The organism is Primorskyibacter sp. S187A (assembly GCF_049800955.1).
In the GTDB taxonomy this organism is placed as follows: domain Bacteria; phylum Pseudomonadota; class Alphaproteobacteria; order Rhodobacterales; family Rhodobacteraceae; genus JAKVBH01.
On sequence record NZ_JBNAGA010000001.1, the window covers coordinates 1905014 to 1924099 of the forward strand.

Sequence of the window (19086 nt, forward strand, 5' to 3'; positions counted from 1 at the left end):
AAATGAAACGAGCATTTTCCGCAGTTCTCCTGTCGGGGTCATTGATCACGCCGACCCTCGCCTCTGCTGATGCGGCGACGGATCTGTTGCGCGGTGTCGTCGGCGCAATCGTTGAAAACGAGATCCGCCGCCAAAACCAGCAAACGCAACAACAACGCCAGCAGCAACGCCAGCAAACGGCTCCTGCTCCCCAGCGTCAGACGGTGCAGGACGTGCGCCTCAATCGCGCGCAAAAGCAGGTGGCGCAATCGGCGCTGAACCTGCTCGGCCACAATGCAGGCGTTGCCGATGGTGTCTTTGGTAAAGGAACGCGGGCGGCGATTGCGCGCTATCAACGCTCCATTGGCGCGCGCACCACAGGCTACCTCACGGCACGTCAGTTCAATGCGCTCAACAACACCTACACCCAAGCCTTGAACTCGGGCAATCCAAACGTCGAGCGCCCGCTAACGCGCAATGAAATGAAGGAGTTGCAACGCAATCTTCAAGCATTGGGTTATTACCGTGGCGCAATTGACGGTATCGCGGGACGCGGCACCGCTGGAGCCATTTCCAACTTTTTGACGGCGCAAGGCCGCGATCCCTATGCCACCTCCACGCGCGACGCCCTGGCCTTTAGCCGCTCTGCTGCGGCGCAGCGCCCGGCGCCAAGCCCGGCACCTGCACCTCGGGTCATCGCGGGACAACCCAGCTTCGATTGCGCCAAAGCCCGGTCGCAGACCGAGTTTGCGATCTGTGGCGCCGCAGATCTCGCTGCGTTCGATGTTGCTCTGGCGACGCTTTACAATCAGAAAATGGCCATGCTCGCGCCCGGCGATCAGGAAAACCTGCGGGTGGATCAACGCAACTGGGTCGCGCAACGCAATCAGTGCGGTGGCAACACCACTTGCCTCAACAGTATGATGCAAGCCCGGCTGGGGGCCTTGGCCGCCTACGTGCCCGGGACAGTCACCGCAACACCCGCCCCCGCTCCATCTGTCGAACAGCCCGCGACCGAAGCCGAGGTGATCACGGCGGCAGAGCAAGCGCCCAAGACGCCAGCGCAGAGCCCCGACACAGGCGACACCAGCGCGCAAGCGCCCGCCCCTGTCACGCTACCTGTTTCCACCGCGCCCCAGATCCCTTCCGGCGCATGGTATGGGTCCATGCAATGCGATACCCGCCGCGGCAAGTCCAACCCGGAAATCGAGTTTACGCTCCGCCCTCGCGACGCGCGCATTCAGGAAATCCGCATGGTGATCAATGGCGAGAACTCCATGAGCAGTGGCACCGGCGAACTGATCTATATCGGCGAGCCCATGGGAGATGGGTCGGGCAAGCTCAACTTTGTGTTTGAGCGCGCTGTGCGCAACGGCATCTTTGGCTCGCGTCCGGATGCGGGCTTCGTCTTTGATCCGGCCACAGGGCGTGGCACAATCGCCAATGGCACCTGTCAGGGCTTTTCCGCGCAGCAGATGCAAGCGGGCCACCCGCGCCTCGTGTTCACGACACCGCCGCCCGCGACAGGCGGCAGCTTTTGGCAAGCCGCAACACTGCGCGACAAATGCGAAGCTCTCATCGCTTGGGCGGACAAGGCCAATCAGGAATATCCGGGTCGGGATTTTTACCGCCAGAACCGTCAGGGCGATACCTGGCGACTGATCAAGATCTTCGCGGATGACGATTTCATTCCCGTGTTTGGCGAAGCTTATGACAGCATGTCGCTGGAGCGGCGCAAAGCTGCCTGGATGGTAGGCAGCCAGGAATGCAATCAGGACCCGTTCACGCGCAACCGCATGCAGACCTATCGGGCTGCGGCGGACCGTGTCCTGCCTGACAACCCCGAACGACAGCTCACTTCAAATGGCTATTCCTCCACTGTTTTCGCGATCCGCAAAATTCGGGCTGCGCGCAACGAAATCAATGCCGCCGGGCGTCCTCCTGCCCCGGGCGAAGCCTTTACCGAGATTGCTGAGCGCGTGAACGCCGTCAAAACGCTGGTGAGTGAAAACGAGGATGTGCTTTGGCCTTCTGAATCCAAGGGCGTCGTGGGCAAGCTCGAGCAGCGGCTCGCAACGCTGGCCAAGTCACAAGCAGACGCCGCGCTGGCACAGGTGCGCGCTTTGAGCGAGCCCAGGGAGGTCTTTGACGCGATCCGCAGTGCATCGGGTGATTTCATTACTTATCTGGATCGTGCGGACCGCAATGGTTTTCAGGTCAGCCTTCGCCAGATCGGCAAAGACACCGCCAAGACCCTGATGGAGCCCACATTGGAGATCGCGGCTTTGGCCTCCAATGATCTCGCCGGCGCGCGGCAGATCGAAAGCCTGATGGAAATCGGCCTGCGGCCGCTCAAGGGTGCTCCCAATGATCTCGAAAAGACCTACCGCGCCGAGTTGAACAAATTGCGCGACGCGCGGGTATCAGCGGCGATTGAGGCCCATGCGAGCAAACTGGCGGAGTTGTCCGGAGACAAAGCCGGGCTCGCGGATGGCGTGGCCTGGTTGGAGCAGCTCGACAATGAGTTTGTCGATTTCAGGGGTGTCACCGCCTATCGCACGGCACGGTCCGATTTCTTCGAGCAACGCGCCGGCCTTGTGGAAGCTGCCTTGCCCGGCTTTGAGCTCGAATTGCAATCGACCAATGGCGCAGACGAGGTGGATGCCTTGCTCGACAGCTACCTGATCCTGCCCACGGACAAGGACCTGCCGGTCGCGTTGGAATATGCCTTCCTCGCGGAGCTTTTCAAATAATGGAGAAGTGGCGCACCTGAGAGGATTCGAACCTCTGGCCTCTGCCTTCGGAGGGCAGCGCTCTATCCAGCTGAGCTACAGGTGCCTGACAGGGTGATTACAATGCCGCTGCGCCCATGGCAAACCCAAAACGCAGCGTTTAGGCGAACAGATCATGCGCCAGTTCCAAAGCATCAATCAGGACATCCACCTCCTCGGTGGTGTTATACATCCCAAACGACGCCCGACACGTCGCTGATACACCCAGATGATCCATCAAGGGGCCAACGCAATGCTGCCCCGCGCGCACGGCCACGCCTTTCTTGTCGAGGATCGTGGAGATGTCATGGGCGTGCGCCGCACCATCCAGCGTGAAGGAAAAAATCGCGCCCTTGCCCGGCGCATTGCCCTGCACCTGCAGCCAATTGCACCCTGCCAACCGTTTGGCCGCATAGTCCGCAATGTCTTTCTCATGGGCGGCAATGGCCTCCATGCCAATGCCCATCATGTAATCCAGCGCAACACCAAGCCCTATGGTTTGCACGATCCCCGGCGTGCCCGCTTCAAACTTCATGGGCGGATCATTGTAGATCACCTGATCGCGGTGCACTTCCTTGATCATGTCGCCGCCGCCCATGAAAGGCTGCATTTCCGCCTGACGGTCCTTGCGCATGAAGATCGCACCGGAGCCAGAGGGCCCGTAGAGCTTGTGCCCCGTGATGGCATAGAAATCGCAGCCGATGGCATCCACGTTGACGGGCATATGCACCGCCGCCTGCGAGCCATCCACAAGCGTGGCAATGCCCCGCTCTCGGGCGGCCGCGCATATGGAGGTCACATCCACGACCGTGCCCAAAACGTTGGACATATGCGTGATGGCCACAAGCTTCGTCCTGGGGCCCATGGCATCGATCACAGCCTGCGGATCAAGGCTCCCATCCGGGGCCACATCCACCCACTTCAGAACAACGCCCTGTCGCTCGCGCAGGAAATGCCACGGCACGATATTGGCATGGTGCTCCATGACCGACAGGACGATCTCGTCGCCGGCTTCAAGATGCGGCATGGCCCAGCCATAAGCGACGGTGTTGATCCCTTCGGTCGTGCCCGAATTCAGAACGATCTCGTCTTCGTCTTTCACGCCTAGGAACCTGGCGATCGTGCCGCGCACACTCTCGTATTTCTCGGTAGCGAGATTGGAGAGGAAATGCAGGCCACGATGCACATTGGCATATTCCTCTGCATAGGCCCGCGTGATCGCATCGATGACAACCTGCGGTTTTTGCGCGGATGCCCCGTTATCCAGATAGACCAGCGGCTTGCCGTTGACCTCACGGCTCAAGATCGGAAAATCCGCCCGAATTCTGGACACATCATACATTTCCGACAACTCCTTCAGCGCCCACGCCCATAAGGCTGAGCATGATCGACAGACCAAACGCGATGGCAACCAAGGCAAACATGATCACGCCAAACGCTTTGAAATAACTCTCAAAGTGATGAACTGCATCCACAAAGGCCACAGCCATCCAGAATGACACGCCAATGAAACCCAAAAACAGCAAAGCCCCCAGAGGCGGCAGCGCCAGCGTCACGAGGACGAGCGCAATCTGCGCGACAAAGAGCACTGCCTGAAACCACGTCATGACAAGGATCATGTCGCCCAGACGGCCCTTGCCGCCAAACATGCGACCGGCCCAGTGCAACCCAAAAATTGTCAGGACCAGCGCCCCGAAGGTCATGAAGGCGGACAAGAAAGGCCGGTTCATCAATTCCGCCAATGGCCCACCGGATGCAGGCGACAGCATGTTGAGACCGCCAGAAAGGACCGTGCTCAGCAAGACCACCACGCCCAGAGCAGGCCAGAGCGCCGTGTGCGGGATATTCAGCGCCATCAGGTCGCGAGCCACCTCGCGCGGCTCACTGACAGAGCGCAGGGAGAGCTCCAGAATAGACTTCGTGTTAAAGGTCATGCGCTTTCCGCCTCGATCATGCCCGACAGCCAAAACCACACGAAGCACACAAACCAGACAAAGCCAACCAGTTGCAACTCAACCCCCGGCCCGATGTAGCCCCCGACGAGGCCATTGAGCAACGCCAGCGGTGATGTCGCCAGTAGTGCCCAGAACAGAGCGATGCGCGCGCCAAAGTGATCGCCCTGCCCGCGAAAGAGCTTGGCCACCAACCGAGACAGCGCCGCAATCACATAGAGCAGCAACGGCGCGACAAACAGCCAGGCCATGAGCGCGCCGCCGATCATGGGTTGCAACTCGGTGTTCTCCAGGTGCGCCTGACGCGCCAGCGGCGGCCATTGCGACAGGAACATCAACGTGCAGGCGCCCATCAGGATCGCAAGCGCACGATCCTCGCGCTGCCCCGCCGAGAGCAACCGGCGCAAAACGCGCCGGGGCCCGCGATACGTGGCCGCGATATCATTGAGAACGCCCATCGGAACCCGTCAGCCGCGGCGCCGGATCAGCCATGCCTCGATGCGATCCAGCACTTCGGCCGCAAGGGCCTCGTCCTCGATCTCATCCACGGCCTCTGCAAGGAACGCGATGGTCAGAAGATCCGTCGCCGGCCCTTCCGGGACACCGCGCGAGCGCAGGTAGAACAACCCTTCCTCGTCAATCGCACCCGAGGTCGAACCGTGGGAACACGCGACGTCATCGGCGTAGATCTCCAGCTCAGGCTTGGCGAGAAACTGGCTGTCATCATCGAGCAGGAGCGATTGGCTGATCTGATAGCCATCGGTCTTCTGCGCGCCTTCCTTCACAAGGATCTTGCCCTGAAAAACGCCCGTCGCCCCATTGCGCAGCACTTTCTTGAAGACCTGACGGCTTTCGCAGTTTACCGCATCATGGGTGACGAAAACCGTGTCATCGTGATGAAAATCGCCATCGCCCATGCAAGCGGCCGCAACATGCGCCACAGCATCATCGCCTGTCAGCTCGATCACCGTCTCGTTGCGCGTCAGCACTCCGTTGACCGTCAGCGTAAAGCTCTTGAACGCGCTTTCCGTGCCAAGGCGCGCGAAATTGTGCGTCGCCGCACGCCGTTCGTGATCGCGGCCTTGCATCCGTACATGATGCACCGTCGCATGATCGGCGATGTCAAACTCGATGCACTTGTTGAACCGCGCCGCCGCGGGGCCGTTTTCGAGGATCGTGACCTCACAGCCCTCGTCCACCTTCACGCAATGATGCAGGATCGCATCAGACGTCTCGGCGCGGTGAAAGTAGCTCAGATTGATGGGCTTGGACGCTTTGCCCGTCACATGGATCAACACACCATCTGTGGCAAACGCCGTGTTCAGCGCCGCCAGAGGACGTTGGACCGGCACCTGACCTGCAGCTTCGAGCGTTCCATAAAGGCTGGAAGCCCAGTGAATGTCCCCGCCCTCGCGCAGACGCGTGATGCTGACCCCTTCAAGGCTCAGATCGCTGGACGCTTCGGCATCGAAAACACCGTCCACGAAAACAATCTGAATCCGATCCACCTCGCCGAAAACCGGCGCTTCGTCATTATCGAAAAGCGCCGCCACGGGCGCATCGGGTTGGACCAGCGTTTCGGGTCGGGTGAATTTCCAGTATTCGTCCCGCGCGCCGGGCAGTCCCATCTCCTGCACACGCGCCAATGCGGCCTTGCGTGCGGAGCTGGACCAATCTGCATCCGGCAGGCTCAACCCCGCCAGACGCGCCTCGGTTGCATCCTGTTTGACTTGCGGCAGCGCCATTATGCCACCTCCGCCAGAATATCGCTGTAGCCGTTGTTCTCGACTTCAAGCGCCAGTTCCGGGCCACCGGTTTTCACGATGCGACCGTTGGCCATGATATGCACCACATCAGGTTTGATATGATCGAGCAGACGCTGGTAGTGCGTGATGACGAGGAAGCCACGGCCCGCGTCGCGCAGCGCGTTCACGCCTTCGGCGACCAGTTTCATGGCATCAACGTCCAGCCCGGAATCCGTCTCGTCCAGAATGCACATTTTGGGCTCAAGCATCGCCATTTGCAGGATTTCGTTGCGCTTTTTCTCACCGCCGGAGAAGCCGACGTTGACCGGGCGTTTGAGCATATCCGCATCAATTTTGAGCGATTTCGCCTTTTCGCGAATAAGCTTGAGAAAATCCCCTGCGCTCATCTCATCCTCGCCGCGCGCCTTGCGCTGCGCATTTACGGCTGTGCGCAGGAAGATGTTGTTTGAGACACCAGGGATTTCCACCGGATACTGAAACGCGAGAAACAGGCCGGCCGCGGCACGTTCTTCCGCTTCCATCTCAAGGATGTCTTCGCCGTCAAGCGTTGCCTCACCGCTGGTCACTTCATAACCATCGCGGCCCGACAGGACATAAGACAAAGTCGATTTGCCGGAGCCATTGGGGCCCATGATCGCGTGCACTTTGCCCGCCTCGACAGTGAGATCGACACCTTTGAGGATTTGCTTGTCTTCTTCCTCAAGTTTGACGTGCAGGTCTTTGATTTCCAGCATCTTCTATTCCTTCTCCATGTCGCGCAATGCGTTGATTTGATGTGAGCCCACGACAAAGGGCAGAGCATCCAAAGATGCCCTGCCCAATGCAGCATGAGGGATTGAGTTTAGAACAGGCCGGTCAGCGAGAGGCTGGCCGGGGATGACCCTGCCTCTGTCAACGAAACGATGGCCATGACGATCTTCTCGTTCAGCACGAGGCTCGCTTCCGCAGGCAAGCGGAAGATGGCTTCGTAGGTGATCATTTCGGCAATCACGACCCAGAGCACAGCTTGCGGTGTTGCCAGCGGGGGCGAGATGGCCAGAGCATTGGCGCAGACGAGTGTTGCGAGGACCCCGGCCGCCAACACGGCCATGAACCAGCTCTTGAGCGTCCAGCTCGTTTCGGCCAGCGGAAAGACGATGTCGGCCACGAGCAGCGTGGCCACAAAGCTCAACAGGCTGACGATGGCCAGCGCGATCGAACCCAGAAGCAACGTGTTCAACAGTGGTTTCTTTTCCTGGGTTGCCAGAACACGCTTGTAAGACGCGTGCGACATGGCTCCGCCGTTGGTGATATCTCCCGGCGTGGGCACGGCGCTGGCGCCCGGGTCGTTTTGAATACGCGCCAGTCGCGCGTGGAAGGAATGATCGACAGTCATCGACATGGGCGGCAGCCTCGCAGATTAGCAGCTCTTGGCCGCAACCTGCTGTCCCTTTGCGACCAAACAAGGGCACAAGGGAGACGGTTTTTCGATCAAACTTGAAACAGATGTCACAGATCATGGCGCAGCTCACGGTCGATACATGAATTGCGTCAGCTTGAGCCACGCTGATTTGGGGATCGGCGCGGGCTCCACGTCGAAACGGGCCATGCGGCCGATCATCCGAGCCGGGCCGAGATACTCCTGCACTTTGTGATAACTCTCGCGCGGGGCAAAATCATCGAAGAGAATGGTGATCGGTTTTTCCGTCAGATAGGCAGATGCCAGCGCGCAGCCCACACGAAAGCGACCATCCACCAGAACCACATCGGGCTGCTCAAACCCCTTTTGCTGCCAAACGCCCATGGCATACCGCGGATAGCGGCGCCATTCGCTATGGTTGACCGGGTGGCCCCATTCCTTCGTCTTGCCGATATTGGACCAAAGCACATCAACCTCGGTGCCCTCTGCGGGCGGATGCGCCGCAAACCACTGGTGCATCATCTGCGCCCAATCCGCATCACTCTCGACCGAGAAGACGCGTTTGCCGGGCATGTCAGCGGCGACAACAGTCGATCCCCCTGAGCCATACTCGAGGATCACCCGCGCATCGGCATAGGCCTCACGCAATGCGCGCGCCTCCTCCGCTGGCAGGGTGAGCTCGGGGCGCACCAGGGTTTGGACCGACGTTTGGCTCACGACAGGACCACCGCCGTTCCTGACGCCGACACCATCAACATGGATTGGCCCACGACTTCATAATCAAGATCGACGCCCACGACCGCATCAGCGCCAACAGCCTGCGCCCGCTCCTGCAACTCGCGCAGCGCCGTGTCGCGCGCATCCTGCAGTTTGCTTTCGTATGCGCCGGACCGTCCACCGACGATATCGGTGATGGATGCGAAGACGTCGCGGACGACATTGGCGCCCATGATCGCCTCACCGACAACGATGCCGCGATAATCGATGATTTTGCGGCCTTCTACGCCATTTGTGGTCGTGATGATCATGGTTGCCCTTTCCGCTCGCATTCAAGGTGTTCTCTGCAAGACGTCATACTTCGCCCTCCCAATAGTCACGGCTATCAGCGCGTGTCGCGACAACCTTGAGATGCGCATCAAAAAAGCCCGTCCCCGGCGCGATGGCCATGGCTGCAAACTTTCCGCTATCGGGATATTCGACCACGTCGGGATCCTGCATGGTCGAGACGCCGAGATACTTCAGGGGCGTGTTGCCCGTGTTGATCAATTGATGTGCTGTCTCGGGCCCGCCACGCGGCGCCGCACAGACCGAACCCGCTCGAACCGCGTGTTCGGTCTCGCCGAACCGATACAGGCCTTCGCCGTCGAGAATGACGAACATCTCATCATTGCCCAGATGGTTGTGAAACGGAAAGGCGCGTTTGCCGGGCTCAACGGTCACAAACATGGCCCCAAGCCCGCCCGCTCCGATCGCGCGCCCGATCTGCGCGACGCTGGCGGCAAATTTGGAGCCATCGCCTCCCTGCATGGGAAACAACTCCGCATCCTCGACATTCATAACCGGCGTGTTCATTTCCTGCGTCCCAGAACCAGTTGCGCAAAAAGGGAGCCGAGAAAGCCGCTGGTGAAGGCAAGTGCGATGACGGTCCAGATGTTCAGCGCATCCGTCACCGCATCAATGATCGTTGCAAACACGGCGCAAAACACGCCTGTCAGCACGGATGTCACGAGCACCGCTTGCATCACAGCCTTCCCAAGTTGCCGCACCAACGCGCCCCGCCCCCAACCAAGGGGCTGGAGCGCGCACAGCGCTCCGACTTACCCCACGGACCCTTCAAGCGAAATCGCAACAAGCTGCTGCGCTTCCATGGCGAATTCCATCGGCAAAGCCTGCAAGACTTCCTTGCAGAACCCGTTGACCACAAGCGCCACAGCTTCCTCTTCGTCCATGCCACGTTGACGGCAATAGAAGAGCTGATCGTCATCGACCTTGGAGGTCGTGGCTTCATGTTCGACGCGAGACGAATTGTTTTTCACCTCGATGTAGGGAACGGTATGCGCCCCGCATTTGTCACCAATCAGCAAGCTGTCACATTGCGTGTAATTGCGGCTTTCCTTGGCTTTCGGGTGCATGGACACGAGGCCCCGATATGTATTTTGCGCCTTACCGGCCGAGATGCCTTTGGAGACGATGCGGCTCTTGGTGTTCTTGCCCAGATGCACCATCTTCGTGCCTGTGTCGGCCTGCTGCATGTTGTTGGCGATGGCGATGGAGTAAAACTCGCCCTGGCTGTCATCACCGCGCAGAATGCAGGAGGGGTATTTCCACGTCACCGCAGAGCCCGTCTCCACTTGCGTCCACATAACCTTGGCGCGATCACCCCGGCAATCGGCGCGCTTGGTCACGAAGTTATAAATGCCGCCCTTGCCGTCTTCATCGCCGGGATACCAATTCTGAACCGTGGAGTATTTCACCTCAGCATCTTCCTCGATGATGATCTCCACAACCGCCGCATGCAGCTGCGACGTGTCACGCTGCGGCGCCGTGCAGCCCTCGAGATAGGACACATATGAACCTTTGTCGGCAATGATGAGCGTCCGCTCGAACTGGCCCGTGTTCTCAGCGTTGATCCGGAAATAGGTCGACAGCTCCATCGGGCAGCGCACGCCGGGCGGCACATAGACGAATGACCCATCGGAGAAGACCGCCGAATTCAGCGTCGCATAGAAATTGTCCTGCACCGGCACAACACTGCCGAGGTACTTCTTGACGAGTTCGGGATGCTCTTTCACCGCTTCGGAAATGGAGCAGAAGATCACACCGGCCTTCTTCAACTCGTCCTGAAAGGTCGTGCCGACCGAGACGGAATCAAACACCGCATCAACCGCAACCTTGCGCCCCTCTGCAGGTGCATTCTCCGCGCCTTCGACGCCCGCAAGGATCATCTGTTCCTTGAGCGGAATGCCGAGTTTCTCATAGGTCGCCAAGAGCTTGGGATCGACCTCATCGAGGGACTTCGGCTTCTCCGCCATGCTTTTGGGGCGCGCGTAGTAATACTGGTCCTGAAAGTCGATTTCCGGATAATCGACCATCGCCCAATCAGGCTCTTTCATCTGCAACCAGCGCTCATAAGCCGCCAGCCGCCACTCGGTCATCCACTCGGGTTCTTCGTTTTTCTCGGAGATCAGCTTGACGATATCCGGCGTCAGCCCCTTGGGGGCATATTCCATCTCGATATCGGTCTCCCAGCCGTATTTATACGTCCCGAGATTGGCGACGGCCTCAACCGTTTCCTTCTCAACACCATCCTTGACCTTCGTCGTGTCCAAAGCGGCCATCTGGCTCTCCCTTTTGTCACGCGGCGCGCGCGCGGTGCTTTTTCAGTGTTGCGCCCCAACGTTCGGCAAAACGCAGGACATCGTCTTCGCTCGTCTGAGGCCCAAGGCTCACGCGGATCGCGCAGCCGGCCACATCTTCGTCAAACCCCATGGACATCAAGACATTGGACGCCTTCACCTTCCCCGAGGAGCAGGCAGATCCGGCCGAGATTGCAAAACCAGCGAGATCCATCTGCATGACCTGCGTCTCCCCTTTCCAGCCCGGCGTCGCGATGCACACGGTATTGGGCAAACGAGTCACAGATTTCCCGACAAAAATAGTCTCTGAACTCTGAGCCTCAAGGGCCTTTTCTAGAATTATTCTATTTTCAAGCACGCGGTCCCATACGCCATCGGCCAAATCGCGCGCCGCAGCTTCCGCCGCCGCGCCAAAACCGGCAATGCCGATGACATTCTCCGTACCCGACCTGCGCCCCATCTCCTGACCGCCGCCCTTGATCCGCGCAGGGACATCCAGCCCTTGCCGCAGAACCAAAGCGCCGATGCCTTTGGGCCCGCCCAGCTTGTGCGCCGAGATCAACGCCATCTCACAGCCCAGCCAATTGAACGCCAGCGGCACCTTGCCAAAAGCCTGCGTCACATCCGACAGCGCCAGACCTTGAGGGAGATCCTGTATGATCCCGGTTTCCGAATTGGCCAACTGAACCACAGATGTTTGAGGATCACCCGCAGACACCCGTCCGTCCGGTGAGACATTGAGATCGCAATGCACCCAGGCGCGCACCGCGTCATGCTCAATATCCGCGCCATGCAAACCCCGGTCCGCAAGGGCCAAAGCCGCCGCCTCGGTCGCGCCGGACGTGAATACGATATCGGCCCCGTCAGCGCCCAAGGCCGCAGCCACCTGGCCCCGCGCCCGCTCGATCAAACCCTTGGCGGCGCGGCCTTCCGCATGCACGGACGACGCATTGCCCACCAGATCCATCGCTGCAATCATCGCCGCGCGCGCTTCGGGTCGCACGGGCGTTGTGGCGTTGTAATCCAGATAAACCCGCTGCATGGCGCGCTCCCAGCCCTCCTTTTGTCCTCAAATACCTCGGGGTTTGGGGCAGAGCCCCAATGCGACATCGACCCTAGCGCTCAGTCTTCATCAACAACATCGAAGAGGTTGGGAACTGCCGGACAAGGCGCCAGATCATTGCCCACCACGTCCGACAGCCGCGTCTGATGCAAAAAGACATAAACATGCGCCGAGAGACCTTCCCAAAGCCGGTTGGTCAGGGATTGGGCCCGGGAACCGGACAAAGCACCCTTCGCGCCCGCCCCCTTATGCATGGCATCGACCGTCTCATCGACCGCCGCCAGCACATCCACAACCCTGATCTCTGACGTGGCGCGCGCCAGCCGGTAACCGCCGCCCGGGCCGCGCACCGAGACCACGAGATCCGCGCGCCGCAGCTTGACAAACAACTGCTCGAGATAGGGCAGTGAGATGTCCTGCCGCTCCGCGATATCACCCAGGGTCACGAGATGTCCGTCCGGCTGCAGCGCAATATCGGCCAGCGCCACCATTGCGTAGCGACCTTTCGTACTCAGCTTCATACGCGCCCCCTGTTCCTCGGCATCGCCTGCCTAAATCTGGCCGTGAGTTGACGCCCCCCGCACAGAGGCTTATTTGCAGCAAAGACCCGGACCCGCCGGGATTTAGAATGTTTCTAAAGAGCCTGAGCAAATACGTCAAGCATCAGGCCAGTTGAAGGACAGACGCGCTCATGCCCGAGGTCATTTTTCCCGGACCCGAAGGCCGCCTTGAAGGCCGCTACCACCCCCAGAAAGAGCGCGACGCGCCCATCGCCATCATCTTGCACCCGCATCCGCAGTTTGGCGGGACGATGAACAACAAGGTTGTCTACAACCTGCATTATACCTTCTACAACATGGGCTTCACCGTGTTGCGCTTCAATTTCCGCGGGGTTGGACGCTCACAGGGGGAATACGATCAGGGCGTGGGCGAATTGTCGGATGCAGCCTCGGCGCTTGATTACCTCCAGTCGATGAACAACAACTCCAAACATTGCTGGGTCGCGGGCTTCTCGTTTGGCGCCTGGATCGGCATGCAATTGTTGATGCGCCGTCCGGAAATCACGGGTTTCATCTCGGCCGCCCCACCCGCAAACATGTATGACTTCTCCTTTCTCGCGCCCTGCCCCTCCTCGGGCCTGATCATCAACGGCACGTCCGATCGCGTGGCGCCGCCGCCCGATACGCGCTCGCTGGTGCGCAAGTTGCACGAGCAAAAGGGCATCACGATCACGCATCAGGAAATCGAAGGCTGCGGGCATTTCTTCGAGAATGAGCATATGGACACGTTGACCGACAGCGTGACCGATTATGTCAAGCGCCGCCTGACAGAGACCACACGCTGATGGGATTGGCAGAGGATCTCGCCAACAAGCTGGCCGAGGATGTGCTCAAGGCCTCCGATATCATGGATGACGAGGATCTGCCGAAAGAGATCGCCAAACTTCTCGGCGCGTCATCCCAGACGTCTGAGGAGGCCTTTCTCACTGCCGTGCGCGTCATTCAGGCCAACCGCAAGGCGCGGGCCATGCTCAAGGACCGCCTGACAGCGTTTGAAGCGAAGCTGAAGGATCAATCCCAGTGACAGCGTCGCGCCTTGATGCGCAGATGGCTTTCTTGCAAGAAATCGACAAACTAAAATCGGTCTCGCGCGCCACGCGGGTTCACGGTGGCCGACAGGAAAACTCGGCCGAGCATTCCTGGCATCTGGCCATGTATGCGCTCATCCTGAGTGAGCACGCGCCGGAAAACGTCAACCGTGACCGAGTGATCAAGATGCTTTTGCTGCATGATCTGGTCGAGATTGATGCGGGTGATGCGCCTATCTTTGGCGATTACGACGCCGCAGCGCTCGCGGCGCAGGAGCAAGCGGCCGCGACGCGTCTCTTCGGGCTTCTGCCCTCAGAGCAAGGTGAGGCGCTGCGGCGCCTGTGGGATGAATTCGAGGCCAATGAAACCGCAGACGCGCGATTTGCCAAATCACTCGATCGCTTCCAACCGCCCAACCAGAACCTCGCTACAGGCGGTGGATCCTGGGTTGAATACAATGTCAGCTTTGCGCAGCTGCACGAAAAAGTTGGCCGAAAGATCGCAGCGGGCGCACCCAAACTGTGGGACTGGATTGCCCCGAAAGCCAAGGCCTTCCTCGACAAGCTTTAAACACGCCCTGCGGGCATGGGGCGTGCACGACAAAGCCTTTTCAAGATGATCACGCTAAGTGAACTTTTCTCCCGCCAGCGCGAGATAGTATGCGTCTTCGGGCAGAGCACCAAGCTCGCCCAGCATGGCATACCGATCCACGATATACCGACACTCCGCCACGCGATCATCGCGTGCCTTGAGCAATATCGTGACATACATGTGGCAGTAGGCGTCGATGACCTTGATGTGCAGATCACACTTAATTCGAATGTAACATCGCTCGTCGTCTAACGCGGCAAACTCAAGGACCTCAATGCGCGTGAAACGCGTCTGAATATGATATTGCTGGATCGTATCAACGTGCTCAGCCGCTGAGAGCGGGCTCTCGCTATGATCTATGTAGAACTGCGCATCCGGAACGACGCATTCATCCGCACGCTCCATGGCGCCTACAATCCAAAGCACGTCCAGCATTCGACGCGCAGCGGAAAACAGTTTCTCCGCCCGTGCGGCATCTGTCGTTTTCTGTGCGTGTTGTGCAGTCTTTGGCTCCAGCGAGTGCAGGGTCACACCAAGCGCCCTCCCCACCCACAATGGAGCAAAGCGTCGTGTGTGAGGGTGGCGCATTTGCACGTCCTGAGCCGCATCAAGCTCTGGTCCAGCAGATTAACCCTGATCGCATCTACGCTTTGCATGCATCGTGCATAAATGCCCGGCTCTTAACAGCGGGTTTAAACCGACAAACGCGCCGCCTGTGCCCCTCGTTCGCGGTAAGGCGTCGTGTCATAATGCGCGCGATAGCACTTCGAGAAATGCGACGGCGAAGCAAAGCCGCAGGCCAGAGCCACGTTGATGACGCTCATATCTGTCTGCATCAGCAGGTTGCGCGCCTTTTGCAGACGCAATTCCATGTAATAGCGCTTCGGGCTGCGGTTAAGATAGCGCCGGAACAGCCGCTCAAGCTGGCGCGTCGACATGCCTACGTCCTTGGCCAGAAGCGAGGGCGAGATGGGCTCCTCGATATTGGCCTCCATCATCTGGATGACCCGCGCGAGCTTGGGATGGCGCACACCGATCCTTGTCGGCACACTGAGGCGCTGGGTGTCCTGATCAGTGCGGATGGACGAGTAAATCATCTGATCCGCAACAGCATTGGCCAGATCTTCGCCGTGGTCTTCGGCAATGATCTTGAGCATCAGGTCAATCGATGAAGTGCCACCCGCCGTAGTCATGCGATTGCCATCAATGACGAAAACCGATTTCGTCAATTCAACCTCGTCGAATTCCTCGGCAAAGCTATCCTGGTTTTCCCAGTGGATCGTGGCCCGTTTGCCATCGAGCAGGCCTGCCTTGGCGAGCGTGAACGCGGCCGTGCACAGCCCCCCCACTGCAAGTCCTTTGCGGGCCTCGCGCCGCAGCCAACTCAAGACGCGTTTGGTCGTGGCAGCCTGCACGTCAATGCCACCGCAGATCAGGATCGTGTCGTCGCGGCGCATCTCACTCAGATCGCCCTGCAACGAAAACTCCGTGCCTGCCGAGCAATGCACCGTTTCGCCGCCTTCGCCCAGCAAGAGCCAATCATAAACCACACCCTCGTGCATCCGGTTGGCAATCCGCAAACAATCCAGAGCCGCCGCGAAACTCAGCAAGGAGAAGTTTTCCAACAAGACGAAAACAAACCTGCGGGTCTGACCGTCCAGGCGTCCAGCTTGCGGGGGTTTGCTCATGAGGGCGATCCGTCTGTTATGAGCGCCACCTTCTGGTCCGGGTGGCCACAGCTCGCAGTTGGCCTGAGCACACAGGACTCGTCAAGAGGGGCAAAACGCTTCTGGTCACTGCGCTAGCGCTTTTGTATAACCCCATGCACAACCTTTATCGCTAACACCGGAGAAATGAGATGAGCGATTGGCAGACATCGGATTGGCGGAACAAACCGCGGGTCCAGATGCCGGATTATCCCGACATGGACGCGCTGAACAAAGTCGAGGCGCAGCTGTCGAAGTATCCTCCGCTGGTCTTTGCCGGTGAGGCGCGCAGGCTGAAATCCGAGCTGGCGGCTGCCGGCCGCGGCGAGGCGTTTTTGCTGCAAGGCGGCGATTGCGCGGAGGCCTTTGATCAGTTCTCGGCAGATTCGATCCGCGACACTTTCAAGGTCATGCTGCAAATGGCCGTCGTGCTGACCTTTGGCGCAAAGGTCCCCGTAATCAAAGTGGGCCGGATGGCCGGTCAGTTCGCGAAGCCACGCTCCGCGCCCACAGAGGTCAAGGATGGCGTCGAACTGCCCTCCTACCGCGGCGACATCATCAATGAGCTGGATTTCACGTCCAAGGCACGGATCCCCGATCCCGCCAAGATGCTGCAAGCCTACACACAAGCCGCCGCAACCCTGAACCTGCTCCGCGCCTTTTCGACAGGTGGCTACGCCGACGTCAATCAGGTGCACAGCTGGACCCTCGGGTTCACAGAAGGCGAGAAGGCCGCGCGCTATCGCGATGTGGCCACGCGCATTTCAGACGCGCTCGATTTCATGAACGCAGCCGGTCTCGATGCGGACAACACCCATGCCCTGCAATCGGTGGATTTCTACACAAGCCATGAAGCCCTGCTCTTGGAATATGAAGAGGCGCTGACACGGGTCGATTCCACCACTGGCAAATGGCTCGCAGGCTCCGGTCACTTCGTCTGGATCGGCGACAGGACACGGCAGCCTGATGGTGCGCACGTGACCTTCCTCAAAGGCGTTCAGAATCCGATTGGCATCAAGACCGGCCCGTCAATCACGACGGATGATCTCAAATCCCTGATCGCCACGCTGAACCCCGAGAACGAAGAAGGCCGCATCACGCTGATCAACCGCTTCGGAGCTGGCAAAGTGGGCGATCACCTGCCCCAGCTCATCCGCGCGGTGAATGAGGAAGGCTTCAACGTCACCTGGGTCTGTGATCCGATGCATGGCAATACGATCAAATCGGCGACGGGATACAAGACACGGCCCTTCGAGTCCGTCCTGCGCGAAGTCCGTGAGTTCTTTGCGGTCCATGGTGCGGAAGGCTCTGTTCCCGGTGGAGTGCATTTCGAGATGACCGGTCAGGATGTGACGGAATGCACGGGAGGCGTGCGCGAAGTGACAGATGAGGACCTCTCGGACCGCTACCATACGGCCTGTGATCCCCGTCTGAACGCATCGCAATCGCTGGAACTGGCGTTCCTTGTGGCCGAAGAGCTCACGGCCCGCCGCGCCAAAGTGGCCAGCGCTGCTGCAAGCTAAGCATCGCTGACACGCACCCTCAAACGCGCCTTCCCCGGGAGGCGCGTTTTTTCGTCCGAGCCCCCCGGCGCGAGAGTGCTTCGAATGTGATGTAACTGCGGCTCCGCTCCCCTTTCCCGCCTGCGCGCAATCCGCTACCTCTGTTGCAGCCAACAAGAGGGACCGTGAGAGATGACCAAAATCAAGGTGGAGAACCCGATCGTCGAGATGGATGGCGATGAGATGACCCGCATCATGTGGGCCTTTATCAAAGACAAGCTCATCACGCCCTATCTCGATATCGATCTGCTCTACTACGATCTGGGCATCGAATCCCGCGATGAGACGAACGATCAGATCACGATTGATGCTGCTGAAAAGACCAAGGAAATCGGCGTCGCCGTCAAATGCGCCACGATCACTCCCGATGAGGCGCGTGTCGAGGAATTTGGCCTAAAGGAGATGTGGCGCAGCCCCAATGGGACAATCCGCAACATCCTGGGCGGCGTGGTCTTCCGCGCGCCGATCATCTGCAAAAATGTCCCCCGCCTCGTGCCAGGTTGGACCCGCCCCATCGTGATCGGGCGTCACGCTTTTGGCGATCAATACAAGGCGACCGATATCAAGTTCCCCGGCCCCGGCAAGCTCACCATGAAGTTCGAAGGCGCCGATGGCGAGGTGATCGAACGCGAGGTCTTTGACGCGCCTGACGCGGGCGTCTTCATGGCGATGTATAACCTCGACGCCTCCATCCGCGATTTCGCACGCGCCTCGTTCAATTACGGGCTCAATATCGGCTGGCCGGTCTATCTCTCCACCAAGAATACCATTCTCAAGCAATACGATGGCCGCTTCATGGAAATCTTTCAGGAGATCTATGACGCGGAGTTTCGCGCCGCCTTTGAAGAGAAAGGCCTCGAGTACCAGCACAGGTTGATCGACGACATGGTGGCCTGCGTCATGAAGTGGAACGGCGGCTTTGTCTGGGCCACGAAGAACTACGATGGCGATGTGCAATCCGACACGGTCGCGCAAGGTTTCGGCTCGCTGGGCCTCATGACGAGCCAGCTCATGACGCCTGATGGCAAGATCGTGGAGGCCGAAGCGGCCCATGGCACCGTCACCCGGCACTACCGCCAGCATCAGGCGGGCGAAGCCACATCGACCAACTCCATCGCCTCGATCTATGCCTGGACCGGCGGGCTCAAGCATCGCGCCAAGCTGGATGACAATGCCAGGCTCATGGAGTTCGCCGAAACGCTCGAACGCGTCATCATCGACACGGTCGAGAGTGGCCACATGACCAAGGACCTCGCGCTTCTGGTAGGCCCGGAACAGGGGTGGCTGACGACCATGGGCTTTCTCGAAAAGATCGATGAAAACCTCCAGCGCGCGCTGTCAGGCTAGAGCGC

21 protein-coding genes and 1 tRNA gene are annotated in these 19086 nt (G+C 59.4%); 6 read left to right on the forward strand and 16 right to left on the reverse strand.

Annotated elements, in window-relative coordinates; all coding sequences use genetic code 11:
- Positions 1 to 2 precede the first annotated feature (2 nt).
- Positions 3 to 2732 (forward strand): peptidoglycan-binding protein, encoded by a 2730-nt coding sequence (locus ACP15S_RS09475; protein ID WP_425039323.1) that lies wholly within the window; start codon positions 3 to 5, stop codon positions 2730 to 2732.
- 8 nt (positions 2733 to 2740) lie between these two features.
- Here the strand turns inward: ACP15S_RS09475 and ACP15S_RS09480 are convergent.
- From ACP15S_RS09480 to ACP15S_RS09545, 14 genes are all read right to left on the reverse strand, one after another.
- Positions 2741 to 2817 (reverse strand) — tRNA-Arg (locus ACP15S_RS09480).
- A gap of 54 nt (positions 2818 to 2871) precedes the next feature.
- Complete coding sequence (locus tag ACP15S_RS09485; protein ID WP_425039324.1) at positions 2872 to 4092, reverse strand: cysteine desulfurase; 1221 nt, start codon at positions 4090 to 4092, stop codon at positions 2872 to 2874.
- Positions 4085 to 4684, reverse strand: a complete 600-nt coding sequence (locus tag ACP15S_RS09490) for a Yip1 family protein (RefSeq protein ID WP_425039325.1) — start codon at positions 4682 to 4684, stop codon at positions 4085 to 4087. The genes ACP15S_RS09485 and ACP15S_RS09490 overlap by 8 nt, the downstream gene beginning before the upstream one ends.
- Complete coding sequence (locus ACP15S_RS09495; protein WP_425039326.1) at positions 4681 to 5160, reverse strand: YIP1 family protein; 480 nt, start codon at positions 5158 to 5160, stop codon at positions 4681 to 4683. Before ACP15S_RS09495 ends, ACP15S_RS09490 begins: the two co-directional genes overlap by 4 nt.
- A 9-nt stretch (positions 5161 to 5169) precedes the next feature.
- On the reverse strand, positions 5170 to 6447 hold the full coding sequence (locus ACP15S_RS09500; RefSeq protein WP_425039327.1) for a SufD family Fe-S cluster assembly protein: 1278 nt from the start codon (positions 6445 to 6447) through the stop codon (positions 5170 to 5172).
- Positions 6447 to 7202: a Fe-S cluster assembly ATPase SufC gene (sufC, locus tag ACP15S_RS09505; RefSeq protein ID WP_425039328.1), complete on the reverse strand. Its 756-nt coding sequence runs from the start codon at positions 7200 to 7202 to the stop codon at positions 6447 to 6449. Before sufC ends, ACP15S_RS09500 begins: the two co-directional genes overlap by 1 nt.
- A gap of 107 nt (positions 7203 to 7309) precedes the next feature.
- Positions 7310 to 7849, reverse strand: a complete 540-nt coding sequence (locus ACP15S_RS09510) for a hypothetical protein (RefSeq protein WP_425039329.1) — start codon at positions 7847 to 7849, stop codon at positions 7310 to 7312.
- Positions 7850 to 7975: 126 nt separating this feature from the next.
- Complete coding sequence (locus tag ACP15S_RS09515) at positions 7976 to 8584, reverse strand: hypothetical protein (protein ID WP_425039330.1); 609 nt, start codon at positions 8582 to 8584, stop codon at positions 7976 to 7978.
- On the reverse strand, positions 8581 to 8895 hold the full coding sequence (locus ACP15S_RS09520; protein ID WP_425039331.1) for a heavy metal-binding domain-containing protein: 315 nt from the start codon (positions 8893 to 8895) through the stop codon (positions 8581 to 8583). The genes ACP15S_RS09515 and ACP15S_RS09520 overlap by 4 nt, the downstream gene beginning before the upstream one ends.
- Positions 8896 to 8938: 43 nt before the next feature.
- On the reverse strand, positions 8939 to 9439 hold the full coding sequence (locus ACP15S_RS09525) for a cupin domain-containing protein (RefSeq protein ID WP_425039332.1): 501 nt from the start codon (positions 9437 to 9439) through the stop codon (positions 8939 to 8941).
- Entirely contained in the window at positions 9436 to 9609 is a 174-nt protein-coding gene (locus tag ACP15S_RS09530) for a hypothetical protein (RefSeq protein WP_425039333.1), read from the reverse strand. Before ACP15S_RS09530 ends, ACP15S_RS09525 begins: the two co-directional genes overlap by 4 nt.
- Positions 9610 to 9684: 75 nt before the next feature.
- Entirely contained in the window at positions 9685 to 11205 is a 1521-nt protein-coding gene (gene sufB, locus ACP15S_RS09535; RefSeq protein WP_425039334.1) for a Fe-S cluster assembly protein SufB, read from the reverse strand.
- A 16-nt stretch (positions 11206 to 11221) separates the two neighbouring features.
- On the reverse strand, positions 11222 to 12265 hold the full coding sequence (locus ACP15S_RS09540; RefSeq protein ID WP_425039335.1) for a cysteine desulfurase family protein: 1044 nt from the start codon (positions 12263 to 12265) through the stop codon (positions 11222 to 11224).
- A gap of 80 nt (positions 12266 to 12345) precedes the next feature.
- Positions 12346 to 12807 carry an Rrf2 family transcriptional regulator gene (locus tag ACP15S_RS09545; RefSeq protein ID WP_425039336.1) on the reverse strand — a complete coding sequence of 154 codons (462 nt, stop codon included), beginning with the start codon at positions 12805 to 12807 and terminating at the stop codon, positions 12346 to 12348.
- Positions 12808 to 12977: 170 nt separating this feature from the next.
- Here ACP15S_RS09545 and ACP15S_RS09550 point away from each other — a divergent pair, with 170 nt between their 5' ends.
- The 3 genes from ACP15S_RS09550 to ACP15S_RS09560 are packed head-to-tail and all read left to right on the forward strand — an operon-like array spanning position 12978 to position 14445.
- Positions 12978 to 13631, forward strand: coding sequence for an alpha/beta hydrolase (locus ACP15S_RS09550; protein ID WP_425039337.1), 654 nt, complete (start codon positions 12978 to 12980; stop codon positions 13629 to 13631).
- The gene (locus tag ACP15S_RS09555) at positions 13631 to 13870 is read left to right on the forward strand and encodes a hypothetical protein (protein WP_425039338.1); all 240 of its coding nucleotides are present in this window, start codon (positions 13631 to 13633) and stop codon (positions 13868 to 13870) included. Before ACP15S_RS09550 ends, ACP15S_RS09555 begins: the two co-directional genes overlap by 1 nt.
- A 23-nt stretch (positions 13871 to 13893) precedes the next feature.
- Complete coding sequence (locus ACP15S_RS09560) at positions 13894 to 14445, forward strand: HD domain-containing protein (RefSeq protein WP_425039683.1); 552 nt, start codon at positions 13894 to 13896, stop codon at positions 14443 to 14445.
- A 54-nt stretch (positions 14446 to 14499) separates the two neighbouring features.
- Here ACP15S_RS09560 and ACP15S_RS09565 read toward each other — a convergent pair whose 3' ends face one another.
- Together ACP15S_RS09565 and ACP15S_RS09570 are read right to left on the reverse strand one after the other, a co-directional pair.
- Positions 14500 to 14901: a hypothetical protein gene (locus tag ACP15S_RS09565; RefSeq protein WP_425039339.1), complete on the reverse strand. Its 402-nt coding sequence runs from the start codon at positions 14899 to 14901 to the stop codon at positions 14500 to 14502.
- Positions 14902 to 15158: 257 nt separating this feature from the next.
- Positions 15159 to 16154 (reverse strand): GlxA family transcriptional regulator, encoded by a 996-nt coding sequence (locus tag ACP15S_RS09570; RefSeq protein WP_425039340.1) that lies wholly within the window; start codon positions 16152 to 16154, stop codon positions 15159 to 15161.
- A gap of 170 nt (positions 16155 to 16324) precedes the next feature.
- Between ACP15S_RS09570 and ACP15S_RS09575 the strand changes: the two genes are divergently transcribed.
- Complete coding sequence (locus tag ACP15S_RS09575) at positions 16325 to 17695, forward strand: class II 3-deoxy-7-phosphoheptulonate synthase (protein ID WP_425039341.1); 1371 nt, start codon at positions 16325 to 16327, stop codon at positions 17693 to 17695.
- A gap of 171 nt (positions 17696 to 17866) precedes the next feature.
- Complete coding sequence (locus ACP15S_RS09580; protein WP_425039342.1) at positions 17867 to 19081, forward strand: NADP-dependent isocitrate dehydrogenase; 1215 nt, start codon at positions 17867 to 17869, stop codon at positions 19079 to 19081.
- Positions 19082 to 19086: the final 5 nt, after the last annotated feature.